This window comes from Scytonema hofmannii PCC 7110, from assembly GCF_000346485.2.
Taxonomy (GTDB): Bacteria; Cyanobacteriota; Cyanobacteriia; order Cyanobacteriales; family Nostocaceae; genus Scytonema; species Scytonema hofmannii.
The window spans coordinates 11,124,391-11,148,639 of the sequence record NZ_KQ976354.1; the positions used below are offsets into that span (position 1 = coordinate 11,124,391).

24 protein-coding genes are annotated in these 24,249 nt (G+C 40.7%); 13 read left to right on the plus strand and 11 right to left on the minus strand.

Annotated features, from left to right (window positions below):
• Positions 1-272: 272 nt before the first annotated feature.
• Positions 273-725, plus strand: coding sequence for a DUF6932 family protein (locus tag WA1_RS46815; protein WP_017744980.1), 453 nt, complete (start codon positions 273-275; stop codon positions 723-725).
• Positions 722-1,264: a helix-turn-helix domain-containing protein gene (locus tag WA1_RS46820; protein WP_272819372.1), complete on the plus strand. Its 543-nt coding sequence runs from the start codon at positions 722-724 to the stop codon at positions 1,262-1,264. The genes WA1_RS46815 and WA1_RS46820 overlap by 4 nt, the downstream gene beginning before the upstream one ends.
• Before the next feature lie 137 nt (positions 1,265-1,401).
• On the opposite strand, the gene WA1_RS46825 is transcribed toward WA1_RS46820, so the two are convergent.
• Both WA1_RS46825 and WA1_RS46830 read right to left on the minus strand, forming a co-directional pair.
• Positions 1,402-1,818, minus strand: coding sequence for a DUF1824 family protein (locus tag WA1_RS46825; protein ID WP_017744982.1), 417 nt, complete (start codon positions 1,816-1,818; stop codon positions 1,402-1,404).
• A gap of 74 nt (positions 1,819-1,892) precedes the next feature.
• On the minus strand, positions 1,893-2,744 hold the full coding sequence (locus WA1_RS46830; RefSeq protein WP_017744983.1) for a prohibitin family protein: 852 nt from the start codon (positions 2,742-2,744) through the stop codon (positions 1,893-1,895).
• 288 nt (positions 2,745-3,032) lie between these two features.
• Between WA1_RS46830 and WA1_RS46835 the strand changes: the two genes are divergently transcribed.
• Together WA1_RS46835 and ccmS are read left to right on the plus strand one after the other, a co-directional pair.
• Positions 3,033-4,832 carry an ABC transporter ATP-binding protein gene (locus WA1_RS46835; RefSeq protein ID WP_419183634.1) on the plus strand — a complete coding sequence of 600 codons (1,800 nt, stop codon included), beginning with the start codon at positions 3,033-3,035 and terminating at the stop codon, positions 4,830-4,832.
• Between the two features lie 85 nt (positions 4,833-4,917).
• A complete protein-coding gene (ccmS, locus tag WA1_RS46840) occupies positions 4,918-5,346 on the plus strand; it encodes a beta-carboxysome assembly chaperone CcmS (protein WP_017744985.1) in 429 nt (142 codons plus the stop codon).
• A 103-nt stretch (positions 5,347-5,449) separates the two neighbouring features.
• Here ccmS and WA1_RS46845 read toward each other — a convergent pair whose 3' ends face one another.
• A complete protein-coding gene (locus WA1_RS46845; protein WP_026134832.1) occupies positions 5,450-5,719 on the minus strand; it encodes a GlsB/YeaQ/YmgE family stress response membrane protein in 270 nt (89 codons plus the stop codon).
• Between the two features lie 511 nt (positions 5,720-6,230).
• Here WA1_RS46845 and WA1_RS46850 point away from each other — a divergent pair.
• The 3 genes from WA1_RS46850 (at position 6,231) to WA1_RS46860 (ending at position 7,959) form a co-directional block, all read left to right on the plus strand.
• Complete coding sequence (locus tag WA1_RS46850) at positions 6,231-6,737, plus strand: hypothetical protein (RefSeq protein ID WP_017744987.1); 507 nt, start codon at positions 6,231-6,233, stop codon at positions 6,735-6,737.
• 82 nt (positions 6,738-6,819) lie between these two features.
• On the plus strand, positions 6,820-7,143 hold the full coding sequence (locus WA1_RS46855; protein WP_017744988.1) for a hypothetical protein: 324 nt from the start codon (positions 6,820-6,822) through the stop codon (positions 7,141-7,143).
• A 300-nt stretch (positions 7,144-7,443) separates the two neighbouring features.
• Complete coding sequence (locus WA1_RS46860; protein ID WP_017744989.1) at positions 7,444-7,959, plus strand: DUF4168 domain-containing protein; 516 nt, start codon at positions 7,444-7,446, stop codon at positions 7,957-7,959.
• A gap of 134 nt (positions 7,960-8,093) precedes the next feature.
• Here WA1_RS46860 and WA1_RS46865 read toward each other — a convergent pair whose 3' ends face one another.
• Positions 8,094-8,414, minus strand: a complete 321-nt coding sequence (locus WA1_RS46865) for an MGMT family protein (protein WP_017744990.1) — start codon at positions 8,412-8,414, stop codon at positions 8,094-8,096.
• A gap of 393 nt (positions 8,415-8,807) precedes the next feature.
• Between WA1_RS46865 and WA1_RS46870 the strand changes: the two genes are divergently transcribed.
• Entirely contained in the window at positions 8,808-9,398 is a 591-nt protein-coding gene (locus WA1_RS46870; protein ID WP_148662906.1) for a hypothetical protein, read from the plus strand.
• Positions 9,399-9,447: 49 nt separating this feature from the next.
• On the opposite strand, the gene gcvP is transcribed toward WA1_RS46870, so the two are convergent.
• From gcvP to gcvT, 3 genes are all read right to left on the minus strand, one after another.
• Positions 9,448-12,285 (minus strand): aminomethyl-transferring glycine dehydrogenase, encoded by a 2,838-nt coding sequence (gene gcvP, locus WA1_RS46875; RefSeq protein ID WP_419183635.1) that lies wholly within the window; start codon positions 12,283-12,285, stop codon positions 9,448-9,450.
• Positions 12,286-12,583: 298 nt separating this feature from the next.
• The gene (gcvH, locus tag WA1_RS46880; protein ID WP_017744993.1) at positions 12,584-12,970 is read right to left on the minus strand and encodes a glycine cleavage system protein GcvH; all 387 of its coding nucleotides are present in this window, start codon (positions 12,968-12,970) and stop codon (positions 12,584-12,586) included.
• Positions 12,971-13,072: 102 nt separating this feature from the next.
• On the minus strand, positions 13,073-14,218 hold the full coding sequence (gene gcvT / locus WA1_RS46885; RefSeq protein WP_017744994.1) for a glycine cleavage system aminomethyltransferase GcvT: 1,146 nt from the start codon (positions 14,216-14,218) through the stop codon (positions 13,073-13,075).
• Between the two features lie 727 nt (positions 14,219-14,945).
• Between gcvT and WA1_RS46890 the strand changes: the two genes are divergently transcribed.
• A complete protein-coding gene (locus tag WA1_RS46890) occupies positions 14,946-15,695 on the plus strand; it encodes a class I SAM-dependent methyltransferase (RefSeq protein ID WP_017744995.1) in 750 nt (249 codons plus the stop codon).
• A 264-nt stretch (positions 15,696-15,959) separates the two neighbouring features.
• Here WA1_RS46890 and WA1_RS46895 read toward each other — a convergent pair whose 3' ends face one another.
• Together WA1_RS46895 and WA1_RS46900 are read right to left on the minus strand one after the other, a co-directional pair.
• Complete coding sequence (locus WA1_RS46895) at positions 15,960-16,880, minus strand: GIY-YIG nuclease family protein (RefSeq protein WP_017744996.1); 921 nt, start codon at positions 16,878-16,880, stop codon at positions 15,960-15,962.
• Between the two features lie 27 nt (positions 16,881-16,907).
• Positions 16,908-17,777 (minus strand): DUF72 domain-containing protein, encoded by an 870-nt coding sequence (locus WA1_RS46900; RefSeq protein ID WP_017744997.1) that lies wholly within the window; start codon positions 17,775-17,777, stop codon positions 16,908-16,910.
• Between the two features lie 215 nt (positions 17,778-17,992).
• Here WA1_RS46900 and WA1_RS57830 point away from each other — a divergent pair, with 215 nt between their 5' ends.
• On the plus strand, positions 17,993-18,133 hold the full coding sequence (locus tag WA1_RS57830) for a hypothetical protein (RefSeq protein WP_017744998.1): 141 nt from the start codon (positions 17,993-17,995) through the stop codon (positions 18,131-18,133).
• A gap of 87 nt (positions 18,134-18,220) precedes the next feature.
• The gene (locus tag WA1_RS61035) at positions 18,221-19,246 is read left to right on the plus strand and encodes a DUF6745 domain-containing protein (RefSeq protein ID WP_017744999.1); all 1,026 of its coding nucleotides are present in this window, start codon (positions 18,221-18,223) and stop codon (positions 19,244-19,246) included.
• A gap of 80 nt (positions 19,247-19,326) precedes the next feature.
• Here WA1_RS61035 and WA1_RS46910 read toward each other — a convergent pair whose 3' ends face one another.
• A complete protein-coding gene (locus WA1_RS46910) occupies positions 19,327-20,733 on the minus strand; it encodes an ATP-binding protein (RefSeq protein WP_017745000.1) in 1,407 nt (468 codons plus the stop codon).
• Between the two features lie 135 nt (positions 20,734-20,868).
• On the opposite strand from WA1_RS46910, the gene WA1_RS46915 reads away from it, so the two are divergent.
• Entirely contained in the window at positions 20,869-21,828 is a 960-nt protein-coding gene (locus tag WA1_RS46915; RefSeq protein ID WP_017745001.1) for a 50S ribosomal protein L11 methyltransferase, read from the plus strand.
• 148 nt (positions 21,829-21,976) lie between these two features.
• Here WA1_RS46915 and WA1_RS54225 read toward each other — a convergent pair whose 3' ends face one another.
• Positions 21,977-22,330 carry a four-helix bundle copper-binding protein gene (locus WA1_RS54225; RefSeq protein ID WP_081403083.1) on the minus strand — a complete coding sequence of 118 codons (354 nt, stop codon included), beginning with the start codon at positions 22,328-22,330 and terminating at the stop codon, positions 21,977-21,979.
• 1,079 nt (positions 22,331-23,409) lie between these two features.
• Between WA1_RS54225 and WA1_RS46925 the strand changes: the two genes are divergently transcribed.
• Positions 23,410-24,114 carry a DUF305 domain-containing protein gene (locus tag WA1_RS46925; protein WP_201789176.1) on the plus strand — a complete coding sequence of 235 codons (705 nt, stop codon included), beginning with the start codon at positions 23,410-23,412 and terminating at the stop codon, positions 24,112-24,114.
• Positions 24,115-24,249: the final 135 nt, after the last annotated feature.

Below are 24,249 nucleotides of genomic sequence, written 5' to 3' on the forward strand. Positions count from 1 at the left end.
GGCGCAAGGCTTTGCGCCCGTACAGTGGTTGGTACATTGAGAAATCCGGGAACTACAGATGAACGCAGACGGTTGATTGCTCTTCCGAATGATAATGTTATCAATACCTCTTTTGAGTTTGGTTAAGATTTATTGTAGCAAGCAAATAACCACTTACCTCCAACTAAACACACTAATCTAAGGGGAAATGCTTAAATACATTGTTGACTTTGCCTTGAAATTAAAGTTACTTAGAGAAGGAGTAATTATGATATGTGCTAAGGTGTGAGTTAATGATTCCGGAGTTTGACGAAAATGGTAATTTGCCACTAGGCATTCATTTCTGTGAGTGGGAGGAGTTTGTCGAACGATTTGGTACTACACCGCGTCGGTTGAAATTGATAGATGGACTAAAAAAAGCAATGGAGCAACTCAAAGAAGCTGAGTGTCCTACTATTTATATAGATGGTAGTTTTGTTACCAGTAAACAAAATCCTGGAGATTTTGATGCATGCTGGGAAGATAATGGAGTTAATGTTAGCTATCTAAAATTTATAGCGCCTACTTTATATAATTTTACAGTTATGCGTGTCGAACAGAAAGTTAAGTATAGAGGTGAAATTTTTTCCTCGAATTATCCTGCTAATGAATCGGGTATGGTTTATATAGATTTTTTTCAATTTGATACAAGAACGAATACACGTAAAGGGATTATCGCTATAGATTTAGTGAGGTGGGAACCATGATGATTAAAAATGACCAACAGTTACGCAATACAAAGGAATGGTTACAGCGATTTGAACAATCTGTAGCCGAACTAGATAATAATGATACTTTAAAAGCAGACCTTACACGCTGGAAGTTGCATAGAGATTCATACCAGAGCCAAGTTGATGAGTTAAAGGAAAAAATTGCTGAATATGAAGCCCTCGTTAATCACGATTATTTGAAACCAATTGTCCTAAAAATTAATGAGATTAATCATCTACCTCAGATCCTAATTAAAGCACGTATGGCAGCTAAACTTAGTCAAAAGGAACTAGCTGACTTAGCAGGACTAACAGAGGAACAAATTAAGCTTTATGAAGATAAAGATTACGAGGGGGCTAGTTTTTTAGATGTGCTGGCAGTATTTGATGCATTGGAGATAAAAATCCAAGCAGGTGAGTTTTTAGTTCCTTTAGATACTTTAAGAAGAACACCAATTACTAAAGATGAATTAATATCATCTCATCAAGAAAAGAGGAATCAAAACCAACAAACAATTCAAGAACTACAAGCTTAACCAAGTTTACATTTTAACTGACTCTGAAGTAATGCCTGTTGCTCTGGTTCTACAGTTTTTTTGCATTGTATTAAAAAGGAGAGCAATGCCCATCTTTTGAATACAAGCAGCACGAACAACAGGTAACTAACTAATAACTAAACAAACAAATCAAGAGGTAAATGCCCAAACATTTCATTAACTCCTCCCTGAGAATAAGATTGACAGCTAACAAGTACACCACGATGATGTCCTGAGTAAGAATCAAGGTAGCACAAGCCATTTTTCCCATTTAATTTGATGTAGACTGGACCCTCCATCATAGGTAGATCGCTAGGTGCTTCATAACCAAAGGCATGGGAATAAGTTTTCATTGCCAACATTCCTTCTTCAGCAGTATCAGCACAGATACCTAAAATTTGATAGTCAGAAAGATTTGCAAATAAAATTAACGCTTCACGGACTGCAGCCTTTTCTGATGATTTGAGATTGGGGGCAATGTCTACGCAGTTAAATTTATTAAGAATTTTTTTAGCTTCTTGAATGTTCAAATTGTTTTGTTGTCGATTGGTCATATATGAATTTATGATCCTTGATGTGTTATTCGTCATTGGTCACTGGTTACTGGTCACTGGTCACTGGTCACTGATTACCGATCGCTAGTCACTGTATTGCCTAAGTTAAAAAGAAATGGCGCGCTACTCTTAGAATCGCTATCCATAACCAGAACTTTTGGCATTTGAGCACCGCCACTTTTCCAAGCTTCAATAGCTTCTTTCTGCAAAACTAACTGTCCCCCTTGAGCTTTCAACGTTTCGGCTAATAGTCTTTGGGCTTCTGCTTTACCCTTAGCACGATTGATATCTGCTTGTGCTTCTTGTTCAGCTTCTTGTGCTACATAAACTGCTCTTTGTGCTCTTTGTTCGGCAATTTGTTTTTCTTCTACTGCTCTAGCAAACTCTGGAGAAAACGTTAAGTCTACTACACTAGTATCCAGTACTATTATTCCATATTTATCTAAGCGTTGCCCCAAGGCTGCGTCAAAGTCTTCTTTTAATTCACTCCTTTTAGTAATAGCTTCTTCTACTGTTCTTCTGGCAGCTGCAATTTTGAAGGATTCTTGTGTTTGTGGGGCAATAATTTTGGTAACAATATTTTCTAGTGTCCCTTGTTTCCTTCTAATTTGAACAACCTGGATGGGGTCGATGCGAAAGTTAATTGCAAATCTTGCTGTTAAAGTTTGCAAATCCTTTGTCGAACTCTCTGCAGGAACCTCAAACTTTTGTACTGTTAAATCATACACATCCACTACTGAAATAAAAGGTGGTATGAGGTGGATACCTTCTATCAAAACTCCATCTTTAGCTTTACCCAAAATACTCAGTACCCCTGCTTGTCCGGGGTTGATAATAATGAAGGAATTTAAGCTTAAAGCGACAAGTATCGCCGCTACAATTCCCAAAACTGTGATTTGCCAATTTGCAAACTGCTGATTTTTCAATTCCTTCTCTCCTTCAAATTTTGGATTAACCGATTTTGGATTTTAGATTTTGGATTTGGATTTTGGATTAACCGATTTTGAGTTTTGGATGGAAAAGCTTTACATTTGAACTGTCTTAACCTTAGCAAACAATACTAAGTAGAAGCTCTCAGATCGAGTGTAAAACACTCAAAACTAGTACAACTTTTTATCCTTCTGCCCAATCCCCGATGCCCAATGCCCAATGCCCAATGCCCAATCGTCGTGCTACTATTCAGATCCAAGCATCTACTTACGACAGTGGCTAAGATACTTAGGTCTTATCAAAAATCGAGAAGGCAAGCGTCTTCAACCCATCCCCTTAAGCGATTGCTGAATTACGGACATCGATATCGCAAACAAATTTGGCTGGCGACAGGTTGTTCGATCCTCAATAAGCTTTTTGACTTAGCACCACCAGGGTTAATTGGCATCGCAGTGGATGTGGTGGTAAAGCAGCAAGATTCTATCATTGCTCAGTTGGGTGTGAAAGATATCTTTTGGCAATTCTTAATTCTTTCATTTTTGACTGTTATTGTCTGGATACTGGAATCTGTTTTTGAATACGCTTATGCCAGACTCTGGCGCAATTTAGCGCAAGATATCCAGCACGATCTCCGTCTAGATGCTTACAAACATTTGCAAGAGTTGGAACTGGCATATTTTGAAGAACGCAGTACAGGTGGTTTGATGTCCATACTTAGCGATGATATCAATCAACTGGAACGTTTTTTGGATGTGGGAGCAAATGATATTCTCCAAGTTGTCACTACCGTTGTGATTATTGGTAGTGCTTTCTTTATTTTGACTCCTAGTGTTGCCTGGATGTCAATGCTACCAATACCTTTTATTCTCTGGGGTTCTTTTGCGTATCAGGATTTGCTTGCACCTCGTTATGCGGCTGTCCGGGAAAAGGTAGGGCTGCTTAATTCTCGTCTGGCAAATAATTTAGGTGGCATCACGACTATTAAAAGTTTTACCTCCGAAGATTACGAAATTTCACGGTTGGCAGAGGAAAGTGAGGCATATCGTCGCAGTAATAATAAAGCCATCAAGCTATCTGCGGCATTTATTCCCTTGATTCGGATGTTGATTTTAGGTGGGTTCACGGCATTGCTGTTGTTTGGTGGTATTGCTGCTGTCAATGGCAAAATGTCTGTTGGTACTTATAGTGTCCTCGTTTTCTTAATTCAGCGCTTGCTTTGGCCCCTCACAAGATTGGGTGAAACTTTTGACCAATACCAACGGGCGATGGCTTCTACAAATCGAGTGATGGATTTGTTGGATACTCCTATCGCCATTCCTACAGGAGACATCGCGTTACCTATCGATAAAGTACGTGGTGAGTTGGCATTAAAAGAGGTGACGTTTAGTTATAAGAATAGGTTACCTGTCGTTGAGAATTTATCTTTGCATATTCCGGCGGGTAAAACAATTGCCATTGTTGGTTCTACTGGATCGGGTAAAAGTACCCTAATTAAACTTTTATTACGCTTATATGAAGTCCAATCGGGACAAATTACCCTAGATGGCATCAATATCCAAGATTTAAAATTGCGGGATTTACGCCGTTGTATTGGTTTAGTCAGTCAGGACGTCTTTTTATTTCATGGAACTGTTGCAGAAAATATATCTTACGGTAGATTTGAAGCAAAAGAGCATGAAATAATCAAGGCAGCTAAGGTGGCTGAAGCACATGATTTTATTATGCAGTTACCTCAAGGATACAAAACAATTGTCGGCGAAAGGGGTCAAAAGTTATCTGGCGGACAACGACAGCGAATTGCGATCGCACGTGCTGTCTTAAAAAATCCACCCATTCTGATTTTAGACGAGGCTACCTCAGCCGTCGATAATGAGACAGAAGCGGCAATTCAACGCTCCTTAGAACATATTACCGTCAATAGAACAACAATTGCGATCGCGCACCGTCTTTCTACGATTCGCAACGCCGATTGCATTTATGTCATGGAATACGGACAATTTGTAGAATTAGGAACTCACGAACAACTCCTCAACCAAAACGGAGTTTACGCAAGTCTTTGGCGCGTACAATCTGGTCTAAAATAGGGATCGCGCAAAGACGTAAAGACTCCTAGAGAGACGCTTTGCGTTTTTGCGTGAGATTCTTCTTATCCAAAATCCCAAATTAATTATGTTCTTTGGTAATACCCAACCCGAAACAACAGATAACAAGTGGCGGCGTCAGTTAGATAGCTTTGTGAAAACACATCAACAAGAATTAGCAGCGCTGTCTTGGGGTTTGTGGTTAGAAAATGGTAACGACCAAGGCACTATAGGCATAGATCTACAACCAACGCCACATTTTGTTTATTGTCCCAAAGAAGCTGTAGAAAAACTAAATAGTAGCGTTGAAAACAGGCTTCAGGAAGTTATGGGAATTGTAGAGCATTACAATCCTGAAGTCGAAGTTCTGATGATAGGAATTGGCAAAGAGCAAATTAAGTTAATTCATTTTCAACCCGCAACCTCACCACCTGTCTGTTACGAACAAGTCGGTAAAGATGTCAATAGTTTATTGGAACAGTTGGAAGAGGAGTTAAGTCAAGAGTTAGTTATGTAGGGTGGGCATCTTGCCCGCCCATTTCATCGAAAAATTTTGTACATAGGGCTATGCTACCGCCTTATGCTTTATGTGTGGCATAGCCTTACCTACTTGCAAATTTCTAGAGCGCTCTGTGAGAAAATCGGTAGTACAAGAAAATTGCAATAATTGCACCTAAGACAGCAACAAACAAACCAGGAATACTCAGCGTTGCAGAAGTTAGAGTGAAAGTTCCTGTTTGCACTAAGTTAACCAATGTTCCGCCAACTAAAGCACCAACAATTCCCAAAAGTAAAGTAGCTAAAATCCCACCGCCTTGATAACCGGGATAGATAGCTTTTGCGATCGCACCAGCAAGAAGACCCAAAACAACCCAAGCAATAAGATTCATTGTTTTAATTCCTTTGTGTTCTGCACCGAACACGTCCTATTTTAATATCATGCAATACTTTGCTTCATCTTTCATCAGAAACAATCCCAGCTTTTCTGGAGAAAGAGAATAAGGTGTTAGAAGTTACAATTGATTAAGTCTTGAGAAGGTATAGCTCGCTCTAAAGTTATACTCATTGCATAAATATTTGTAAGTAGGGATTTTCCAAAAATCCATTACACATCTTGTGGTGCGGGCATCTTGCCTGCTCTTAATAAATCGCGGGCAGAATATCTCTCTTTCATGAATCGCGGGCAGAATATCTCTCTTTCATGAATCGCGGGCAGGATGCTCGTCATCAATGAATCGCGGGCAGGATGCTCGTCATCAATGAATCGCGGGCAGGATGCTCGTCATCAATGAATCGCGGGCAGGATGCCCGCACTACAAAAAATTTTGATGTTTTTTTAAAATTGGAAGTTACTAGTAACTGTTATTATCGTTTTTAGCAGTAAAAATAAACATTGTAAAAATGAATTTAGAAACTGAAAACTCCCAGGAAATTGTTGAATTGAAAACAGAAGCGCTCGCCAAACGCAATCAAGGAGAAGTTCTATTTGAAATCAAAAAAATCATACCCGATAACTCAACAGAACACCCAACCAATCGCTCTATTGAACCCTCTCATGAGGTTATAGAACTGATCGATTCATTCGTTAGTCAACAAGGATGCCATAATCTGGGAGAGCGTTGGAGAGAAATTAGTCAAGAAGAAGCTGAAAAAATTATAAATTTTATTATGACGAAAGATTTAGCTTATTCTGTAGAAATTATGTCTTCTCAAGAAGCTCAGCAACTTTCTTCTAAAGTGTTAACTCTGTTTACAGGAGATTGCAAATATTTTACAAATGCATCATTTGTAAACAATTTTTCGGGAATGAGTGAATGGAATTCGATTACAGAATCAACCTTTGATACAGGAGTCATTATTGTTAGTGGCGATCGCATTGGTATGTTGTGGGTTCAAGATGAAGATTAAGTAAAAGTAAGTAAACGCCACCCATAAATCATCAACTCATATGCTAAATAGTAATTCATTCATTAATTAAATGCAGTTTGATATGTCTAAATTAGTTCCACCTTTCAAGGTAATGGGGGGAGCAATATTACTGCTGTCCTTTTTTATTTTTAGAGCCAATAGTGCCACAATTTTAGAAGGATTTGAGTCTGGAGATCGAGAAAATTACGCACCTGCTGAGGTGAAGATTAGTACAGGTATTTGGAATTTAAACAATGCTGTAATTAGTAATTCTCGTTCTCCTTCTACTTCTCTCCCTTCCAATACTACTCGGATAAGCCATTCTTTCCTCCCCTGCACAAAGGTGCTTGTCTTGATGAAAAATCTTGTTAACCGAGCAGTATTGAACCCCAAGTGCCTACAGTAGCAACTTCACAAGTTTTAAAATATTACCAAGGCTTTTGGCGATTGTTACGAGAGCAGTCAAATTGTGAAGTGCCACTTTGCACAGTCAACATTAACTCTATTTCGTTAATATGTATGAAGCCGTACCACGATAGGGTATATCTTGAGTCGCGAGCTAGCAACAGCAGTCAATAGACCTGTTGCTGTTTAAGTGCTGCCTTAGGATATCCCCGATGCATCGATGGAACTTGACGAGCTAGTCCAAGAAGCCCAATACCTTCTCTAATGTGGGGTAGGTAATCTCTCTAAGGAGGAACTCAACGTGTTCAAGCAACTTCTGACAGGTAGCTGTATTTTTCTTTTCTTGCTTGTCGGCAACCTGTCGGTTCAAGCACAACCAAAACCAGTATCCCCATCCTCATCCCCTCAATCTCAGCCTCCAGCATCCAATACTCCAACCAACACCCAAGTTAGTTCAGAAGAACTTCAAAAATTTGCACGCACAATAAAACAGTTGATAGGTATTGAGCAGAATGCAAATCAGGAAATGTCCCAGACGATCACTAAATCTGGTTTAAGTCAACAACGATTTATGGAGATTTATAAATCACAGAAAACCCCTTCTGCTCAACCAACACAAGCAGTCAGTTCCCAAGAAAAGCAGCAGTTTGAGAAGGCATTCACAAATTTGAGGCAGATTCAACAACAAGCTGAGACTAAAATGAAACAGGTATTGCAGACCGAAGGGCTACAACCAGAACGCTTTAATCAAATTGAAGCAGCCGTCAGACAAGATCCAGCGCTTCAGAAAAAAGTGCGCGAGATGATTAAGGGATAGTCTTTCAGAACAAGGTAATAGGTGCATTCTGACTTTCTCATACACTTTATCTATTGGGGGAATCGCTTTTGGTTTTGGGAACTACGGAACTAAGGCAATTGCCCCTTTTTATCTACCGTTTTACTTAGGGCTTGCTACATTTCACGAGTCTCCCAAAGATACTCTCGCAGATTAATTTTTCCATCAGGAGTAAATTTTATTCCTTCTTCTTCTAGAAGTAATTGTTGCCTGTAATCAGTTCCATGTCGTAGAGGGGAATGGGATATTTCACCTTTAGCATTCACTACGCGATGCCAGGGAACATTTGATAAGCTTATATCGACTCGGTAAAGAGCATATCCAACCAAACGGGCTTTGCCATATAGATGAGCTAAGTCTGCCACTTGACCATAAGTAGCAACCCGACCTCTGGGAATCTGACGTACAATCGCGTAGATATTTGCGTAAGTAGACACTTATTTTTCCTCTGACTATTAAAAATCAAAAATTTGATAAATACTGACCGTATATTTACGTAAGCAATTTTCTAGAACTTTTAAGATAACTTGATATAAGGTTTGAACTTTAGTACTGATATTTTATGATCATTTTATCGAATATATGACAAACTTACGTCAGTATATACGAAACAGAAGAAAAAACACGCAAGAGAATTGAAATCGCGGCTATACAAACAAAGTCCACCTGCGTGGACTGATGCATCAAAGCCTGCGGAGGCTGGCTTTGTTTGTATAGCAAGAGAATTCTATTCTTGCAGGCTTGTGCCAAAATGGGATGCTCCCCAATCTTTGGATTAAAAATTAAATATATATAATTTGTTTACCAAATTTTGAAATTGCTAAGAAAAAATGATGAAATTGCTTAAAAAACTTAGATCGTTAATAACAGGTTTTAATGCAGCCTTAGAAACAGGGATACTGCCAACGTCTCCATCAAAAGCTGTTACCATAAAATTTTCCGGTCAGTTAACAGGATATGGGCTTGCCGTTTTAGGCAATCAATTTTATGGAAAATTAGAACTGCCCGTAACTTTAGATGAACTTTATCAGAAAAGCCAATTCCATAGTATTCTAGAGACGACAAGTATAACTAGCGATCGCGGAATTATTCTCCCAGTTGATATTCGACTATCCGTATTTAATTTCCATTCCAATTATAGTTACAGCTTATTTATTTCTAGTGGTTTGACTGGTATTTCTGCTTACTACGATATAAAAGAAGAGAGAGACGTTGTCAAAGATTTTAAAATTCCTTATTGGGTAGTACAAGAACACAATTTTTTCGGTTCGGGTTTTGATTCTATCTTAGGCAATCTACAAGAATCAGAAATTTGCTTTCACAATTTATTATTACAAATTCAGAAAAAGTCTACAGTACTAGTTTCCGAAAATTTGAAAATTCAAGACAAAGCAGTAGCCAGTAGAGGGCGGTATAGATAAACCATCTGTAGAGACGCGCCATGGCGCGTCTTTACACACCTAGCTAACTCTAATAAGCATCCATTGGCAAACAAGAACAAACAAAATTCCTGTCACCAAAAGCAGCATCAATGCGACCTACACTAGGCCAGAATTTGTGTTCGCGAGTCCAAGGTGCGGGGTATGCAGCTTGTTCTCGCGAGTAGGGATGCTTCCATTCTCCAACAATAAGACTCTCTGCCGTATGAGGTGCATTTTTCAAGACATTATCTTGAATATCCATCTTGCCAGATTCAATTTCAGCAATTTCTTGACGAATAGCAATAAGTGCATCACAGAAACGATCTAACTCTTCTTGAGATTCACTTTCTGTTGGTTCTACCATGATTGTACCGGCCACAGGCCACGAAACAGTGGGTGCGTGAAACCCATAGTCCATCAGACGCTTGGCAATATCATCAATTTCTATGGAAGCAGATTTTTTCAGCGATCGCAAATCCAAAATGCACTCATGAGCAACCAGATTGTTCTTCCCTTTATAAAGCACAGGATAGTAACTTTCGAGCCTGCGAGCAATGTAGTTAGCATTAAGAATCGCCACCTTAGTTGCTTCCGTCAAACCGACTGTACCCATCATAGCAATATACATCCAAGAAATGACCAAGATGCTAGCACTACCCCAAGGTGCAGCAGAAACAGCACCCACGCGTTGGGAATTGGGCACTGAGAATTGGGCACTAGGAACTAAGTATTGATTTTCTTTGCCATGCCCTACAACTACGTGTCCGGGAAGAAAAGGCACTAAATGAGAAGCAACGCCAATAGGTCCCATACCAGGACCGCCACCACCGTGAGGAATACAGAAAGTTTTGTGCAGGTTGAGGTGACAAACATCCGCGCCGATATCTCCAGGACGGCAAAGCCCTACCTGGGCATTCATATTTGCCCCATCCATATAAACTTGCCCGCCGTTAGCATGAATCACAGCGCAAATTTCCTGGATTTGTTCCTCAAACACGCCATGAGTTGAGGGATATGTCACCATCAAAGCTGAAAGTTCCTGGCCGTGCTTTTCCGCTTTAGCTTTCAAATCATCTAAATCGACATTTCCCTCAGAATCACAAGCAACAGCAACCACTCTCATCCCACACATGACAGCACTGGCGGGGTTTGTGCCATGTGCAGACTGAGGAATTAAACAGACATTCCGATGCCCTTCCCCACGACTTTCATGATAGCGACGAATCACTAATAATCCCGCATACTCACCTTGAGAACCAGCATTTGGTTGCAAAGAAATCCCAGCAAACCCAGTAATTTCACCCAACCATTCCTCAAGCTGCTGAAACAGGATTTGATAACCCCGTGTTTGAGACTGAGGCGCAAAAGGATGTATCTTGCCAAATTCCGCCCATGAGACAGGCATCATCTCAGATGTTGCATTGAGCTTCATCGTACACGAACCCAAAGGAATCATCGACGTTGTCAGTGACAAGTCTTTAGTTTCCAGCCTGTGCAGGTAGCGTAGCAACTCAGTTTCTGAGTGATAGCTGTTAAAGATGGGATGAGAGAGGTAGCTAGTGGTACGGGGAAGGGGGAGAGAGGGGGAGAGGGGGAGAGGGGGAGAAGCTAGATCTTCTGGAGTGAAGGGTAAGTCATTTCCGAGAGCAAATATTTTCCAGAGGACAATTAAATCTTTGACTGTAGTTGTTTCGTCTAAAGATAGACCAACACTACTTGTATCAAAAATCCGTATGTTGATACGTTGTGCTTCGCAACCGGCTAAAATCTCCTCTAAACTGCGTTCTCCTAAATTGACACGCAAAGTATCAAAGAAAGACTCATTTGAAATGCTGTAACCCAACTGCTTCAGCCCAAACGCCAGCATTACAGTCAGTTGGTGGACATTCGCAGCAATTTTTCTTAACCCACTCGGACCGTGATACACAGCATACATACCTGCCATCACTGCTAGTAACACTTGTGCCGTACAGATATTACTGGTAGCTTTTTCACGACGGATATGCTGTTCTCTAGTTTGTAAAGCAAGACGTAATGCAGGTTTACCCCCAGCATCTTTTGATACACCAACAATTCTCCCTGGAACTTGCCGCTTGTACTCTTCTTTAGTAGCAAAGTAAGCAGCATGAGGTCCGCCATAGCCCAGAGGAATACCGAAGCGCTGGGTACTGCCTATAGCGATATCAGCACCAAATTCACCTGGAGGTGTCAGTAAAGTCAAACTCAATGGATCTGCGGCTACCGTTACCAATGCTCCCTCAGCATGGGCTTTTTCTACAAAAGCGCGGTAATCGTAGATTTTACCATCAGTTGCAGGATATTGAAGAATTGCACCAAAAATGGGTTCAGAAAAATCAAAGGTTTGATGATCGCCCACAACAATCTTGATTCCCAAAGGATTTGCCCGTGTTTGCAACACATCTATCGTTTGGGGATGACAGTCCTGAGAAACAAAATAGCTATTTGCTTTACTTTTGCAAACACCATAGCTCATACTCATAGCTTCTGCTGCTGCTGTCGCTTCATCAAGTAATGAAGCATTCGCAATTTCCAAACCGGTTAAATCAATAATCATTGTTTGGAAATTCAGCAGTGCTTCTAGCCGTCCTTGAGCAATTTCAGGTTGATAGGGAGTATATGCAGTATACCAACCTGGGTTTTCCAAGATATTGCGCTGAATTACGGGAGGTGTAATACAGTCATAGTATCCCGTACCAATGAATGAACGGAAAACTTGATTTTTTGAGGCTATTTCTTTTAACGTAACGAGGGCTGCGTACTCAGTTTGTGCTTCTGGTAACTTTAACGGGCGAGATAACCGGATTCCTTGTGGAACTGTTTTGTTAATTAGCTCGTCAAGGGATGTGTAGCCCAATACCTCAAGCATTTGCTGAATATCATTGGATGACGGTCCAATGTGCCTTGCTTGAAAGCTCAACCTCTCACTTTTGTTCTCCAACGGTTGTTGAAGAGTACACTCAACACGAGACTCGGAGTTTATCACAAATTTCTCTCTAGACGCGATACTTAATATTTTGCAACAAGTATATTTAACACGTCAGGTATATGTGATTAGTTTATCGAATTGTAACGAAATTCAGGGCTAGGGAGTAGGGAGTAGGGAGTAGGGAGTAGGGAGAATTCTACCTCCTCACCCCCACTCCCTATTCCCCACTCCCTAACTCTTACCCTTCTACCTGGGCGCTATACTCCTCTGCAGTCAATGCGTCCTCAATATCTTCGGGATCGTCAGCGCGGACTTTTAACAACCAACCATCTCCATAAGGGTCATCTGCCACTTGTTCGGGAGATTCAATTAAAATTTCATTGCGTTCTACAACTGTGCCAGTCACTGGTGAATTTAGGTCTTCAACAGCTTTCACTGACTCGATTGAGCCAAAGCGTTCTCCTTTGGTCACAACATCACCAATTTCTGGGAGTTCCAAAAACACAACGTCGCCTAATTGATCCACAGCAAAGGCACTAATGCCAACGGTGGCGATTTCTCCATCTAGACGCACGTATTCATGGGTATCTAGGTATCTTAAATTCTCAGGATATTCCAAAGACATATCACTTCCTCATCCACATCAAAAAATTAACACAGCTAATGGCTAATCGCTTATAGCTAATAGCTAATAGTAAAGACACAATTAGCAATTAGCAATTAGCACTTATCCATTACCACTCATGACACGATTTTTTGAACGGTAAAAAGGTTTCTTAACGACAACCCCAGGGTAGGCTTTGCCCCGAATTTCTACTTCTAGGTGCTGACCAACGGTTGCAAGTTCCGTGGGAACATAGGCAAGAGCAATAGGATAGCCAAGCGTAGGTGATAGTGTACCACTTGTGACTTCTCCAACGACTGCGCCTTGAGAGAGCACTTGGTATCCATGACGGGCAATATTGCGTCCTTGCATTCGCAAACCAACTAATCGGCGTTGCACTCCGCTAGCTTTTTGCTGTTCCAAGACTGACCGACCAATAAAGTCTTCTTTTTTATCAAGATGTACCAGCCAGCCTAAACCAGCTTCTAAAGGCGTGGTGGTGTCATCAATATCTTGTCCGTAAAGTGCCATTGCAGCCTCAAGGCGAAGGGTGTCTCTCGCACCCAATCCGCAAGGAATAACACCAGCATTAAGCAGGCTGCGCCACAACTCTACTCCCGCATCTGGATCTACCATGACTTCAAATCCATCTTCCCCAGTATAACCAGTACGGGCAAGGAATGCGGTCTTACCAAATACTGTTGCCTCTAAGTGTCCAAATGCCTTAACCTGGGTAATGTCTTTGTCAACAAATGATTGCAGCAAACTCACAGCTTGCGGTCCTTGTAAGGCAATTAAGACTTTTTCGGGTGAAAGGTCTTGGAAAACAAGCTCATCTGAGTTTAGGTGTTGCAGGAACCATGTTTTATCTTTGCTGGTAGTGGCAGCGTTAACAATTATAAGTCCTCGTTGTCCTCCAGTTGAATCTTCACTTTGGTAATAAACAATAATGTCGTCGATGATACCACCTTGGGGGTTTAACAAAACAGTATATTGTGCTTGACCGGGTTGCAAACGGCTTAAGTCTGAAGGAACTAAATGCTGGAGTTGCGTAATGAGGTTTTTGCCTTGCAGGATAAACTTACCCATGTGGGAAATATCAAACATTCCTGCTGTATTTCTGACCGCTTCATGTTCTTTACTAATACCAGCAAACTGTACGGGCATTTCCCAACCACCAAAGCTGGTGAGTCGTGCTTTGAGTTCTTGGGCAATAATAAATAAAGGTGTTCTCGCTAAAGACAGGGCGATTTCTTCTTGATTAGCCACAGGTTGTTTCAGTAGAGTGGGTCAACATATATATCCTAATTGCCACGGCAGATGCTTCGCGAATGTGCCTTTATGGTTCAAAAATAATTTTTAACCGCAAAGACGCAAAGAGCGCGAAGGGCGGGTAGTAGATAAACCACGCTCATTGGCAGGATCGCAAATGTTCAAGCCGAAAAATTATGTATTTTTAAGGTTTGAAAAATGCTCTGTATTTTGCATAGCATTTTTTCTGGTAACGGGGTGAAATGAGCATCCGTTCAGAAACCTACGCTAAGAACTTAATGACCTGTTTTCAACATCCTGTCCACCTGGGCGTGATGTAAGTACCAAGATTTTGTAGGTCTTTCTAACCAAATGAGAAATTCTTTGACGCATTGTATTATTAAACCGTTCAATATGATTACCTGATTGGGGGCAAGCGGCACATATTGCTGTTCAGGCTTGTTTGCCAGATTTCCTAACGTTTTCAATTTTACTTCATCTTGAACGAATGCGTTCCTTCCTACTTAGTCAAAGAATTAACATTCATATTTCCAGGTACAAGATATAAGTGTACTAATTGCTCAGTTAATGCTTGACGCTCCAAGAATCCTAGTTCTGATTTCATAGCTTTTCTACTCGAAGTGCAGTGTTTAAACTTGGTCAATAAGTGTATCGTAATTTAAAACAACGAGACCGAACTGTATCAGATATCCTTTGATAAAAAACTTGCAACTGAGGTAAAAAAATGGCAGATGTGTATGATAGTATAGCTCTTCAGTTTCAAAAACTTAACAAATTGCCTTATCGCTTGTATGGTGAGGCATATACATACTTAAATCTCATCGGAGATGTTGCCGGGAAATCAATCCTCGATCTAGCTTGTGGAGAAGGATTTTTCACACGATTGCTCAAGCTAAATGGCGCTGCACGTTTGGTTGGTGTGGATATTTCCTCAAAAATGATAGAACTGGCAAGACTTGAAGAAGCCTCTGGTCCCAAGAAAATTGAATATATCATCGGTGATGTCACCGAAGTTGGTTCTCTTGGCAGCTTCGATATTGTGGTATCCTCCTACTTGCTGAATTACGCTTCAACTAAAGAGCAACTACTCAAAATGTGTCAGGCCATAGCAATTCATCTCAAACCTGGTGATCGATTTGTCGGTTTGAACAATAATTTAGAACTGCCAAGAGAGTTTTATCATAAACATGAGAAATATGGCATTTCTAGAAAATGTGCCCAGTCGCTGAAGGAAGGTACTCCCATAACTTTAACATTAACAATTCCTGATGACGGTGAGTTTATCAGTATCAGTTTTGACAACTACTACCTCAGCAAAGCGACTTATGAATGGGCCTTGATGAGTGCTGGTTTTAAAGAGATCTGCTGGCATCAACCAACAATCAGTCCTGAAGGCATACAGAAATTTGGCTTTGAGTTCTGGCAGGACTACATTGACTATCCCGATATGGTAGGCATTACCTGTATAAAATAGCTTTCGATGCGGTTGGTTAGGTAAGTCTTGAGTCCGTAGGAGCGATCGCACATCCCCAGGGCAAAGTTTCACCCAACCACCCGGTGAAGCTCACTCATAGTTAACGCTCTTTCTAACTCAAGCAAATAACTGGTGATCCAACTATCATTACAGGAAATACAAACGCATTCTGACGCTCCCCCACCGCAGACTTCAGGAACTTCAGGCGGTTCTCGACTACAGTTAGCTTTATAACCACTGTCAGTTTTTTTTAGTCATTTCTGTCTACTCAATCTGTGTATATAGAATATTTAACTCAGCTTGACTGAGCACTTTTGGCTTCATTTGTTGTAAATCCCGCAGCACAATTTTAGCATCCTCAGTATTGAAGTTGTAGTATTCTGTTAGAGTTCCTATGGGATGATTGAACTCTTGGTAGCGATGCTTGAAATATTTTTCTACATTTCCTCGATGTACCCAACTTCCTAGCACTTGTATATTCACTGTCTGAAAGTACTTTTTTAGATCGCGTTGTATCTCTTCAATTCGTTCATCTACAGACCGCTGTGTCACTCCAATTTTATGGAATATTTTATCATCACCTTGAATTATTAAATAATAAAGAGTTGTAGATAAAATTCTTTTTAGTTGAGTGCGGTATATTCGTAAATCTACAAGCAATTCCGGTAAATTAGACAAGTTGATAAGTTGAGCACGCTCGGTTTTTTCTTCTAAATCAGATAACTTCTTTAAGAGAAGTGGTTCCTGCACCTGATTAAAATGTACAGGTGGTAAACCACCAAAAGGAATTTTTCCCAATTTTGTAAATTCATAAACTGGAGGGTTGAACCCAGGTTTTTCTTGTACTAATTCACGATATAAAAAGCTGGTAAAAATCAATTCTCTCATAATAATTTGATTCTTCGAGCCAAATTCCCGCCAAAGAAGTTTTAAGCGATCAAACTCCTTACCTGAAAGCTGAAGATTAAAATTTTCGTATAAAGGCAGTACGGGTATCTCCCTGTTAGTAGCTGCAACTGCACGACAGGTTTCCTCGGAATGAGCAAAGTGATGCTCTTTTATCTTTCCTTTTTTAGCTGTGAGACTTGTACCACAATAGGGACACTGCAACGGAGTTTTCCCTTTAGGAACATCTTCAATACTGACTAATGCTCCATTTTTATCTACACCATACTTTAACCACATAAGAAAACCATCACTTTCACAGCACAATTACCACAAACTCAGTTGATTGGGGGCGTTATCAAGAGTATTCCAAGGTAAAGAGGGAACTTCTGCTTGATTTTGTTCTAATAATTTTTGGAAGTAACGTGCTGTGCTGGGTGACTTCTCTTCTACAGGACAGTGAACAAAAAAATAAATTTGCGTTCCTTGCTTAAGCCACTGTTTAATTTGAATCATCCACTCCTCCATAAACGGCTGATTGACCGATAAGGTGGGATGGGAAATAAACCGAATTAAACTAAAGGGCGCTGTAACGCTAAATTGTACTGGCAGTTTGGGTTTGCGCCGTTCTGATTGTATTTGAGGGTCATCCTCTCCACTATAGATAGGACGCGTGTCTAGCAGTACTTTCCCTATATGCAGCTTTTCTAGCAGTGCTATTAAATGACTGGTATGAGGTTCTGCAAACCAGTCCTGATGCCTAACTTCTAATGCTAAACGAGTTCCTGTTTGTTGCCACGCTTCGAGAAAAGCAGCTAGGTCATCAATTAACTTGGGTGAATAACTCGGAGGTAATTGGGCAAAGATAGGTCCTAGGTGTTTACCTAAAAGGCTCATTTCCTCAAAAAACTTTAAAGCTGTGGGGATATTGGGTTGTAGCAAACCTTTATGAGTGATATCTCTTGGCAATTTTAGGCAAAACTCAAAACCTGGAGGGGTATCTGCAGCCCAACGAGTGACAGTTTCCGCGTTAGGTACAGCGTAGAAAGTTGTATTACCTTCAACAGTGGTAAAGCGCCTGCTATACAAGTGTAAAAAGTCAGCAGCACGAGTCCCTTGGGGGTAAAGTTCACCTACCCAACCCTTGTATGCCCAAACAGCACAACCAATAAAAAATGGAGATTGACCAGACAGCACAGCCTTTACACTTCAGTTTGTTTGCAGTTCATTTCCTACGTTAGCAAAGCTTTCCTCGAATGTTGTGCTGGATGTTTAAACTTGTACTGATAAGGTGTACAGTAAAACTAAGTGTAAAATAAACTTACACCGAAAGAAAGAAACTAAAATCATTAAAATTTGTAAAGATGGTGAGTAAAGAATAAGGTATCGGTTCAATTATTTGTAGGTGTGCCATGTCTGATACTAAGAAATATGCCAAAGAATCTACGAGTCCAGATATTTGGAAAAATATAGACCCTGAAAAAATCAAGCAGAGGATTGATAAAATTTCTGCTAAGTTAGAAGCGGTTATAAGTAAACATAACATATTGTAAGTAGGCGATAAGCTGGATACGGCTTGCGCAATCGATCGATCGCAAATGGCTCAAGCTAGAGTTGAACAGTAGTGTTTTTTCCTAGTTATGTCCAATCAAAAAATTGACAAGATCGCTCCAAAACAAGAAGCGTTAATTTCAGTCTATTTGGATAAATGGAAAAAAATTATATTTTCAACAGAAAAAATTCATAGAAAAAAAGCTACCAAATCATTAAATAAAGCATATGCATTAAATGGTTTATCTAAACCTAGAATTATATTTCTTGATAGCCCTGCTGCCATAGAGTCTATTGGTTTACAGGTATGGATAGAACCACGAGGAAAACTATATAGCTACTTATCAAGTCAGTTTCAAAATCAAATTGAAAATCCTCTTTGGCACATCATTTCTGCAAAACTTTTCCACGGTAGTATCAATGAACACGCATTATTAATAAATTTATATTTTCCACTTGAATCTTTGATTAAAAATCATTTATATAGAGTTGATGGATATGAAACGTTTGAAACAAAATATTGGTTAGCTTATAGCTGTTTGTTTGATTTTTGTATTTCCGTTTTGAATTGTGCTTATCCAGCAGAGTATTGGTATATTATGCAAGACGTAGCTGAAAATTGTGGCTTAATTTTTGGCTCTGAAAGTGTAGCAATTATTTGCGATCGCCCCACAAAAATTTCCTTTGATAACCAAAATCGGCTTCATGCCGAAGCCGAACCAGCTATTCAATTTAGTGACGGCTATAGCGTCTATGCCTATCATGGTGTAATTATACCGGAGAAATACGGTCTATCTTTGCCGCAAAAATGGCAATCGGAATGGATTTTAGAAGAAGAGAGTGCCAAATTGCGACACGTACTTATTCAAGGTATTGGTTATGCTCGTATTTGTGAGGAATTAAAAGCAGTTGAATTGGATTTATGGAAAGATTATGTGTTACTAGGTATTGATGAAGGGTTAGGTGTTGAACCTCTTTATTTCTTAAAGATGATTTGCCCAAGTACGAAACAAATTCATTTACTAAGAGTACCACCTAATATAAATTCTGCAAAGGAAGCAATCTGTTGGATGAATTGGTCAATTAACCTAACAGATTTTCCCATGCAAGTGTGAAGAGGTTCACTAGCCTGCGGCGATGTTAAAGGCATAGGCGAACGCAATTTTTGGCATGAAAGGCTGAAATAAATGGAGTGCTAATTTTTATCGATAGGCAAGCAGACAATAAAGCAGGTTTTTCCAGGTACGGACTCAACCAAAATATTTCCATGATGCCGATTTTCCACAATTCGTCTAGAGGTTTCCAAACCCAGACCTGACCCTTTACCTACGGGTTTAGTTGTAAAGAATGGCTCAAAGATGCGGGATTGTATGTCCGCAGGAATGCCTGAACCTGAGTCGATAATTTCAACTAGGACACGATGTCCTTTAGATAAAGTTTTGATTTCTAAAATACCTCGACCGTTCATTGCATCTATGGCGTTGTCGATTAGATTTGTCCAAACTTGGTTTAATTCACTGCCATAAGCGGAGATTTTGGGAAGGGATGGATCGTAAGAACACTTGACTGCGATCCCTTCTTTTAGTTTGTGGGAGAACAACTGTAATGTATCTTCTATTCCTTCATGAATATCGATGATTTGTTGTGCGCCTCGGTCAAGATAGGTGTAGGATTTCATTGCGTTTACCAATGTATCAATCCTTTCGGCTCCGCGCAATCCGCTACGTATCATAGATGTCACCTCAAATGATAGTGCTAGCCAGCGAATTCCCAAATCCCGTAGTTCTGTGGTGGTATTTCGCCAAGGTTGGGTCAGTTCCTCAAGTATTTCTATCTTGATACCTGCTGATGCTAGGGGTGTTGCTAGTTTCCACGCTTGCTCAACTCCATAGTTTTCCAGCCATTCTAAAAGTTCATCCTCGCGATCGCTTAGCATAATGGGGTCAACCAAATCGTTGACAATAGACTCGACTCCAGCATCTCTCACTTCTAACCATTGCTGAGTATGTTCGGAATCTACACGCTGTTGTCCGTAGATAAAGTTCATCCGCTCTAGTTCTCGGACTGCTGGAATCATCCCATTGAGCGATCGCACTAGGGCGGCGGCTGGATTATTAATTTCATGAGCCAATCCTGCTGCTAGAGTTCCCAATGCAGCCATCTTTTCACGAGTGCGAATAAAAGACTCCAAACCTCTCAGGCGTCGTTCAACAGTACGAAAGACAACTCGTTCAAAATCGCGACATTTATGTAGCAGGGAGAGGAAGTCAGCCGCCGCCAGTTTATACAGCTTACAATCTATTATTGCTCGCATAGTCACTGCCATCGGTTCTTCTGTCAACACCGAGACTTCTCCAAAAAAATTAGGAGCACTGTGCTGACCGATTGGCATTTCAACGCGATCGCTCACACGAGTAATGCTTATTCTTCCCTTAGCTAAGATAAACACGCCTGTGGTACTGTCAGTAGCATCACCTTCATGAATGAGGGTTTCTCCCTGACGCAAATCGATGGGTTCGACGCGATCGCATACCCATTCCAATTGCTTTGGTGGAAGCTGTCGAAAAGCGTCTAGTTTCAGTAAATCATCCACGCACAGCATAAAAAGCTATCTCCCCGTTCATTAAGATGATTTGCCATCCAACACAGTCAACTGCCGCTCGGTTTGCAACCTTAACCAAGGATTTCATACACTCTTGTTATCATAGGGCATGAGTTAAAACAAAAGATAAAAAATATGTCGTGGGTAGAACTAAGCCTCAACATCACGCATGAGGCTGTTGATTGGGTTTGTACACTGCTAGCTGCAACTCGCTACACAGATGATATTTATGTAGATAAATATACTAATTTAGATGCAAACTTCCCAATTAATTCAGATGTCACACAACCCCAATGGGCGTTTACAATCCGTCTCTACGTATCTAGCGATATATATATAGAAGAAATTGCTAACTCGCTCTTATCCTTGCAACGGGCTGGACTATGCAGTCCTCTTCAAGAGGCTTTTGTGGAAAAAAAACCTCAGAGGGGAGGAATTAACCCTATAATTCACCGTATTGGTCAACGCTTTGTCGTCCTAACTCCCGAAGTCCCTTACGAACGCGCATCTGACGAAATTGTCTTACGGCTCAAAACAAATCTTGCATTCGGCAGTGGTTTACATCCAACAACAATTCTTAATCTGCGACTCCTCGAACGCCATGTAGTCCCCAAGATGAATGTTCTCGATCTTGGTTCTGGTTCGGGAATTTTGAGTATTGCCATGGCAAAACTTGGAGCATACGTTTTGGCAGTCGATAACGACAGTATTGCCGTGCAATCCACTCAAGATGCTGTCAATCGTAATAGCGTAGAGCAACAGGTCACAGTTATGAGAGGAAGCCTGGGACGTGGTAGTGAATTGGGGCATTGGATGGGCATAGGTACTATTGATAATGTGTCTACTATTCAGGAAACACAAACCTTTGACCTGATTACCGCGAATATCCTAGCACGGATACACATTACCCTTGCCCCAGATTTTCGGCAAGCTTTGCGTTGGGATGGAACACAATCCGGTCTCTTGATTGCGTCCGGTTTTGACACCGATTACGAGAATGCAGTGACGAAAACCTTTACAGAAGTTGGATTTGAAGCGATCGATCGCGAACAATTGGATGAATGGGTTGCAATTGCTTATCACCTTAAAGAATAGTTGGTTTTTGCAGAAGGAAAACTAGAATTTTCCCTCACCGGGCTTCACTATCACAAACTTGTACGACAAAGGGCACGGTAATGACGTGCCCCTTAAGCTTTCAATCTTATCTTCTTACTTCATCACAGTTGAAGCCTGCAAGCGCAACTTATGCCATTGCTCCAGCCATTTGACGACAGGATTCGGCGCAACGGCGGCAGGATGTAGCGCAGCGTTTGCAGTGGTCGTGGTCATACTTCTCACACTCAGCCGCACAGCGATCGCAAGCTTCAGCACAGATCTTACACATTTGAGCATGGAGAGCCGAATTGCGAGACATAAAACGGGCGCATAGAGCGCAAGTGTCAGCGCAATCTCGGCACAGCTTGATACACTGAGCCATCATCTGTACCATATGGCCACTTAAGCAGGCATCAGCACAATTTTCGCAATCACGCAAGCAATCAAAACAATTCTGAATGCAAGTTTCAAGCAGGGATTGGTGCGATTTAGATACTGCCATAATTTAACTCCTACTAAAAGACATTAGTTGTACAAGAGGCAGCATTTATACCTCTTCGCCCTTACATTAAGAACTAATTAGTGCGCTTGCGTCTTCCTAATGACGTGATAATTATTTATTTCTCATGAACGATATTCATTTCATCCGGATTTCATTTCTCTATGCATAACTGTTTATTTGTATTAGGAATTACAAGGATTTTAAACTTATTTTATTTTTTATGAAAACATATATGTGTATGTAGGGAACCTTAGCATTGTTAGAAACTGGGTTAATAATTATAGCAATTCCCGCATTCGTGAGGTACAGGATATTGAATTAACCGCAGCCTGTAGCGGATGGACGCAGATAAATTTGTACCTCAGCAGCCTAGAGCACTGGTACATTAATCAAAATCGGGAATAAAAAACCCGGTTTCTTCGCCTGCAAAGCTTGATATCTCGTTGACTCAACTTAAAGAAACCGGGTTTTTGGGACTACTGTACCGATGCTCTAGGAAACGCTATATGATTTTTGATGAAAAACTATTTGTAATTAGTGCATGACTTGGAAAAGGTAGGGTTTAAAACCAAACTTTGTCTTACGGTGTTGCTGTTCGACATCTGTTTTCCTCTTATACTGTGAACGGCTAAGAACTGTTCTTTTTCAGGATGGTTTCACAACAATTTTTATATAAATGAACCATAGGATTTGTAGGGGCGCAAGACCTTGCGCTCCTAAGAATTTTGACAATTATTGAAAAGTCAAGTTCTAAACGGTTTTTAGTATAGTTGTTGTTTCAATTCAGCACTTATACCAAATCAAAGGGGCATTAGTTCATCGCTTTCAACAACCTGTAGAACGGCGTTATCTGGCAGCTTAAGTACAAGCCAGATACAAGCATTTCATCCAAATTTCATTTGTCTTTGAAATACTTAATATGTAGTAGTGAAATTTTATGAGTCAAGTAGCAAATTTGCTATCTTGCCTCAAAAATCAGCTACTTGGACAAGAAGTTGACACTTGACACTCCAGCTAGCTGGAGATTTCAGAATAGTAGAAGAAAACTTTGCATGGTAATTTTAGGTGAGTACTTGGTTATGCAATCTATTTCTTGGAAAACTGGATTTTTTGCGTTAAGCTTTGTAGCACTCGCATCTTTAACAGGCGGTGTTCTGACAGCCTGTTCTACAACTGCCTCCCAAAACGAAACCCAAGCCCCAAACAACGTAACTGAAGCTAGTGACAAGCAAATGAACCACGGTGGTATGTATCATGGCGGTGGTATGAGTCACAACATGGATCTAGGTCCGTCTGATACTAACTATGATTTGCGGTTCATTGATGCAATGAGGTTGCATCACCAGGGGGCGATCGCGATGGCGAAAGAAGCCGAGCCAAAATCTCAACGCCCTGAGATTAAAAGTCTGGCACGCAACATCATTGTGACTCAAAGCAAAGAAGAAAACGAGCTGTTGCGAAACTGGAGACAAGCTTGGTATCCCAAAGCAAGTGCAGAGCCTGTTGCTTATGGTGGTGAAGGTAAATCTGTCGTACCCATGTCAAAAGAACAACAAAAAAGTATGGCAATGGATGAGGATTTAGGACCAGCCAATGCTGAGTTCGACCTGCGCTTTATGAATGCCATGATTGTCCATCATGAAGGCGCTGTGGAAATGGCTAAAGATGCCTTAAATAAGTCTAAGCGTCGTGAAATCAAGCAATTGGCGGCGGAGATTATAGCTTCACAGCAAAAAGAGATTGACCAAATGTCGCAATGGCGACAAGCTTGGTATAAACATTGACCTCTCCCCTATCTGAAGAAAGGGGATTTAATCGCGTTGTTTGCACTGGGTAAAATCGAGAGACCTGCCTGTCCTGAGTGCAATTTCATCTCAATTTCATTTCTAAATGCAAAACTGGGGAAGAAGTGCATTCTC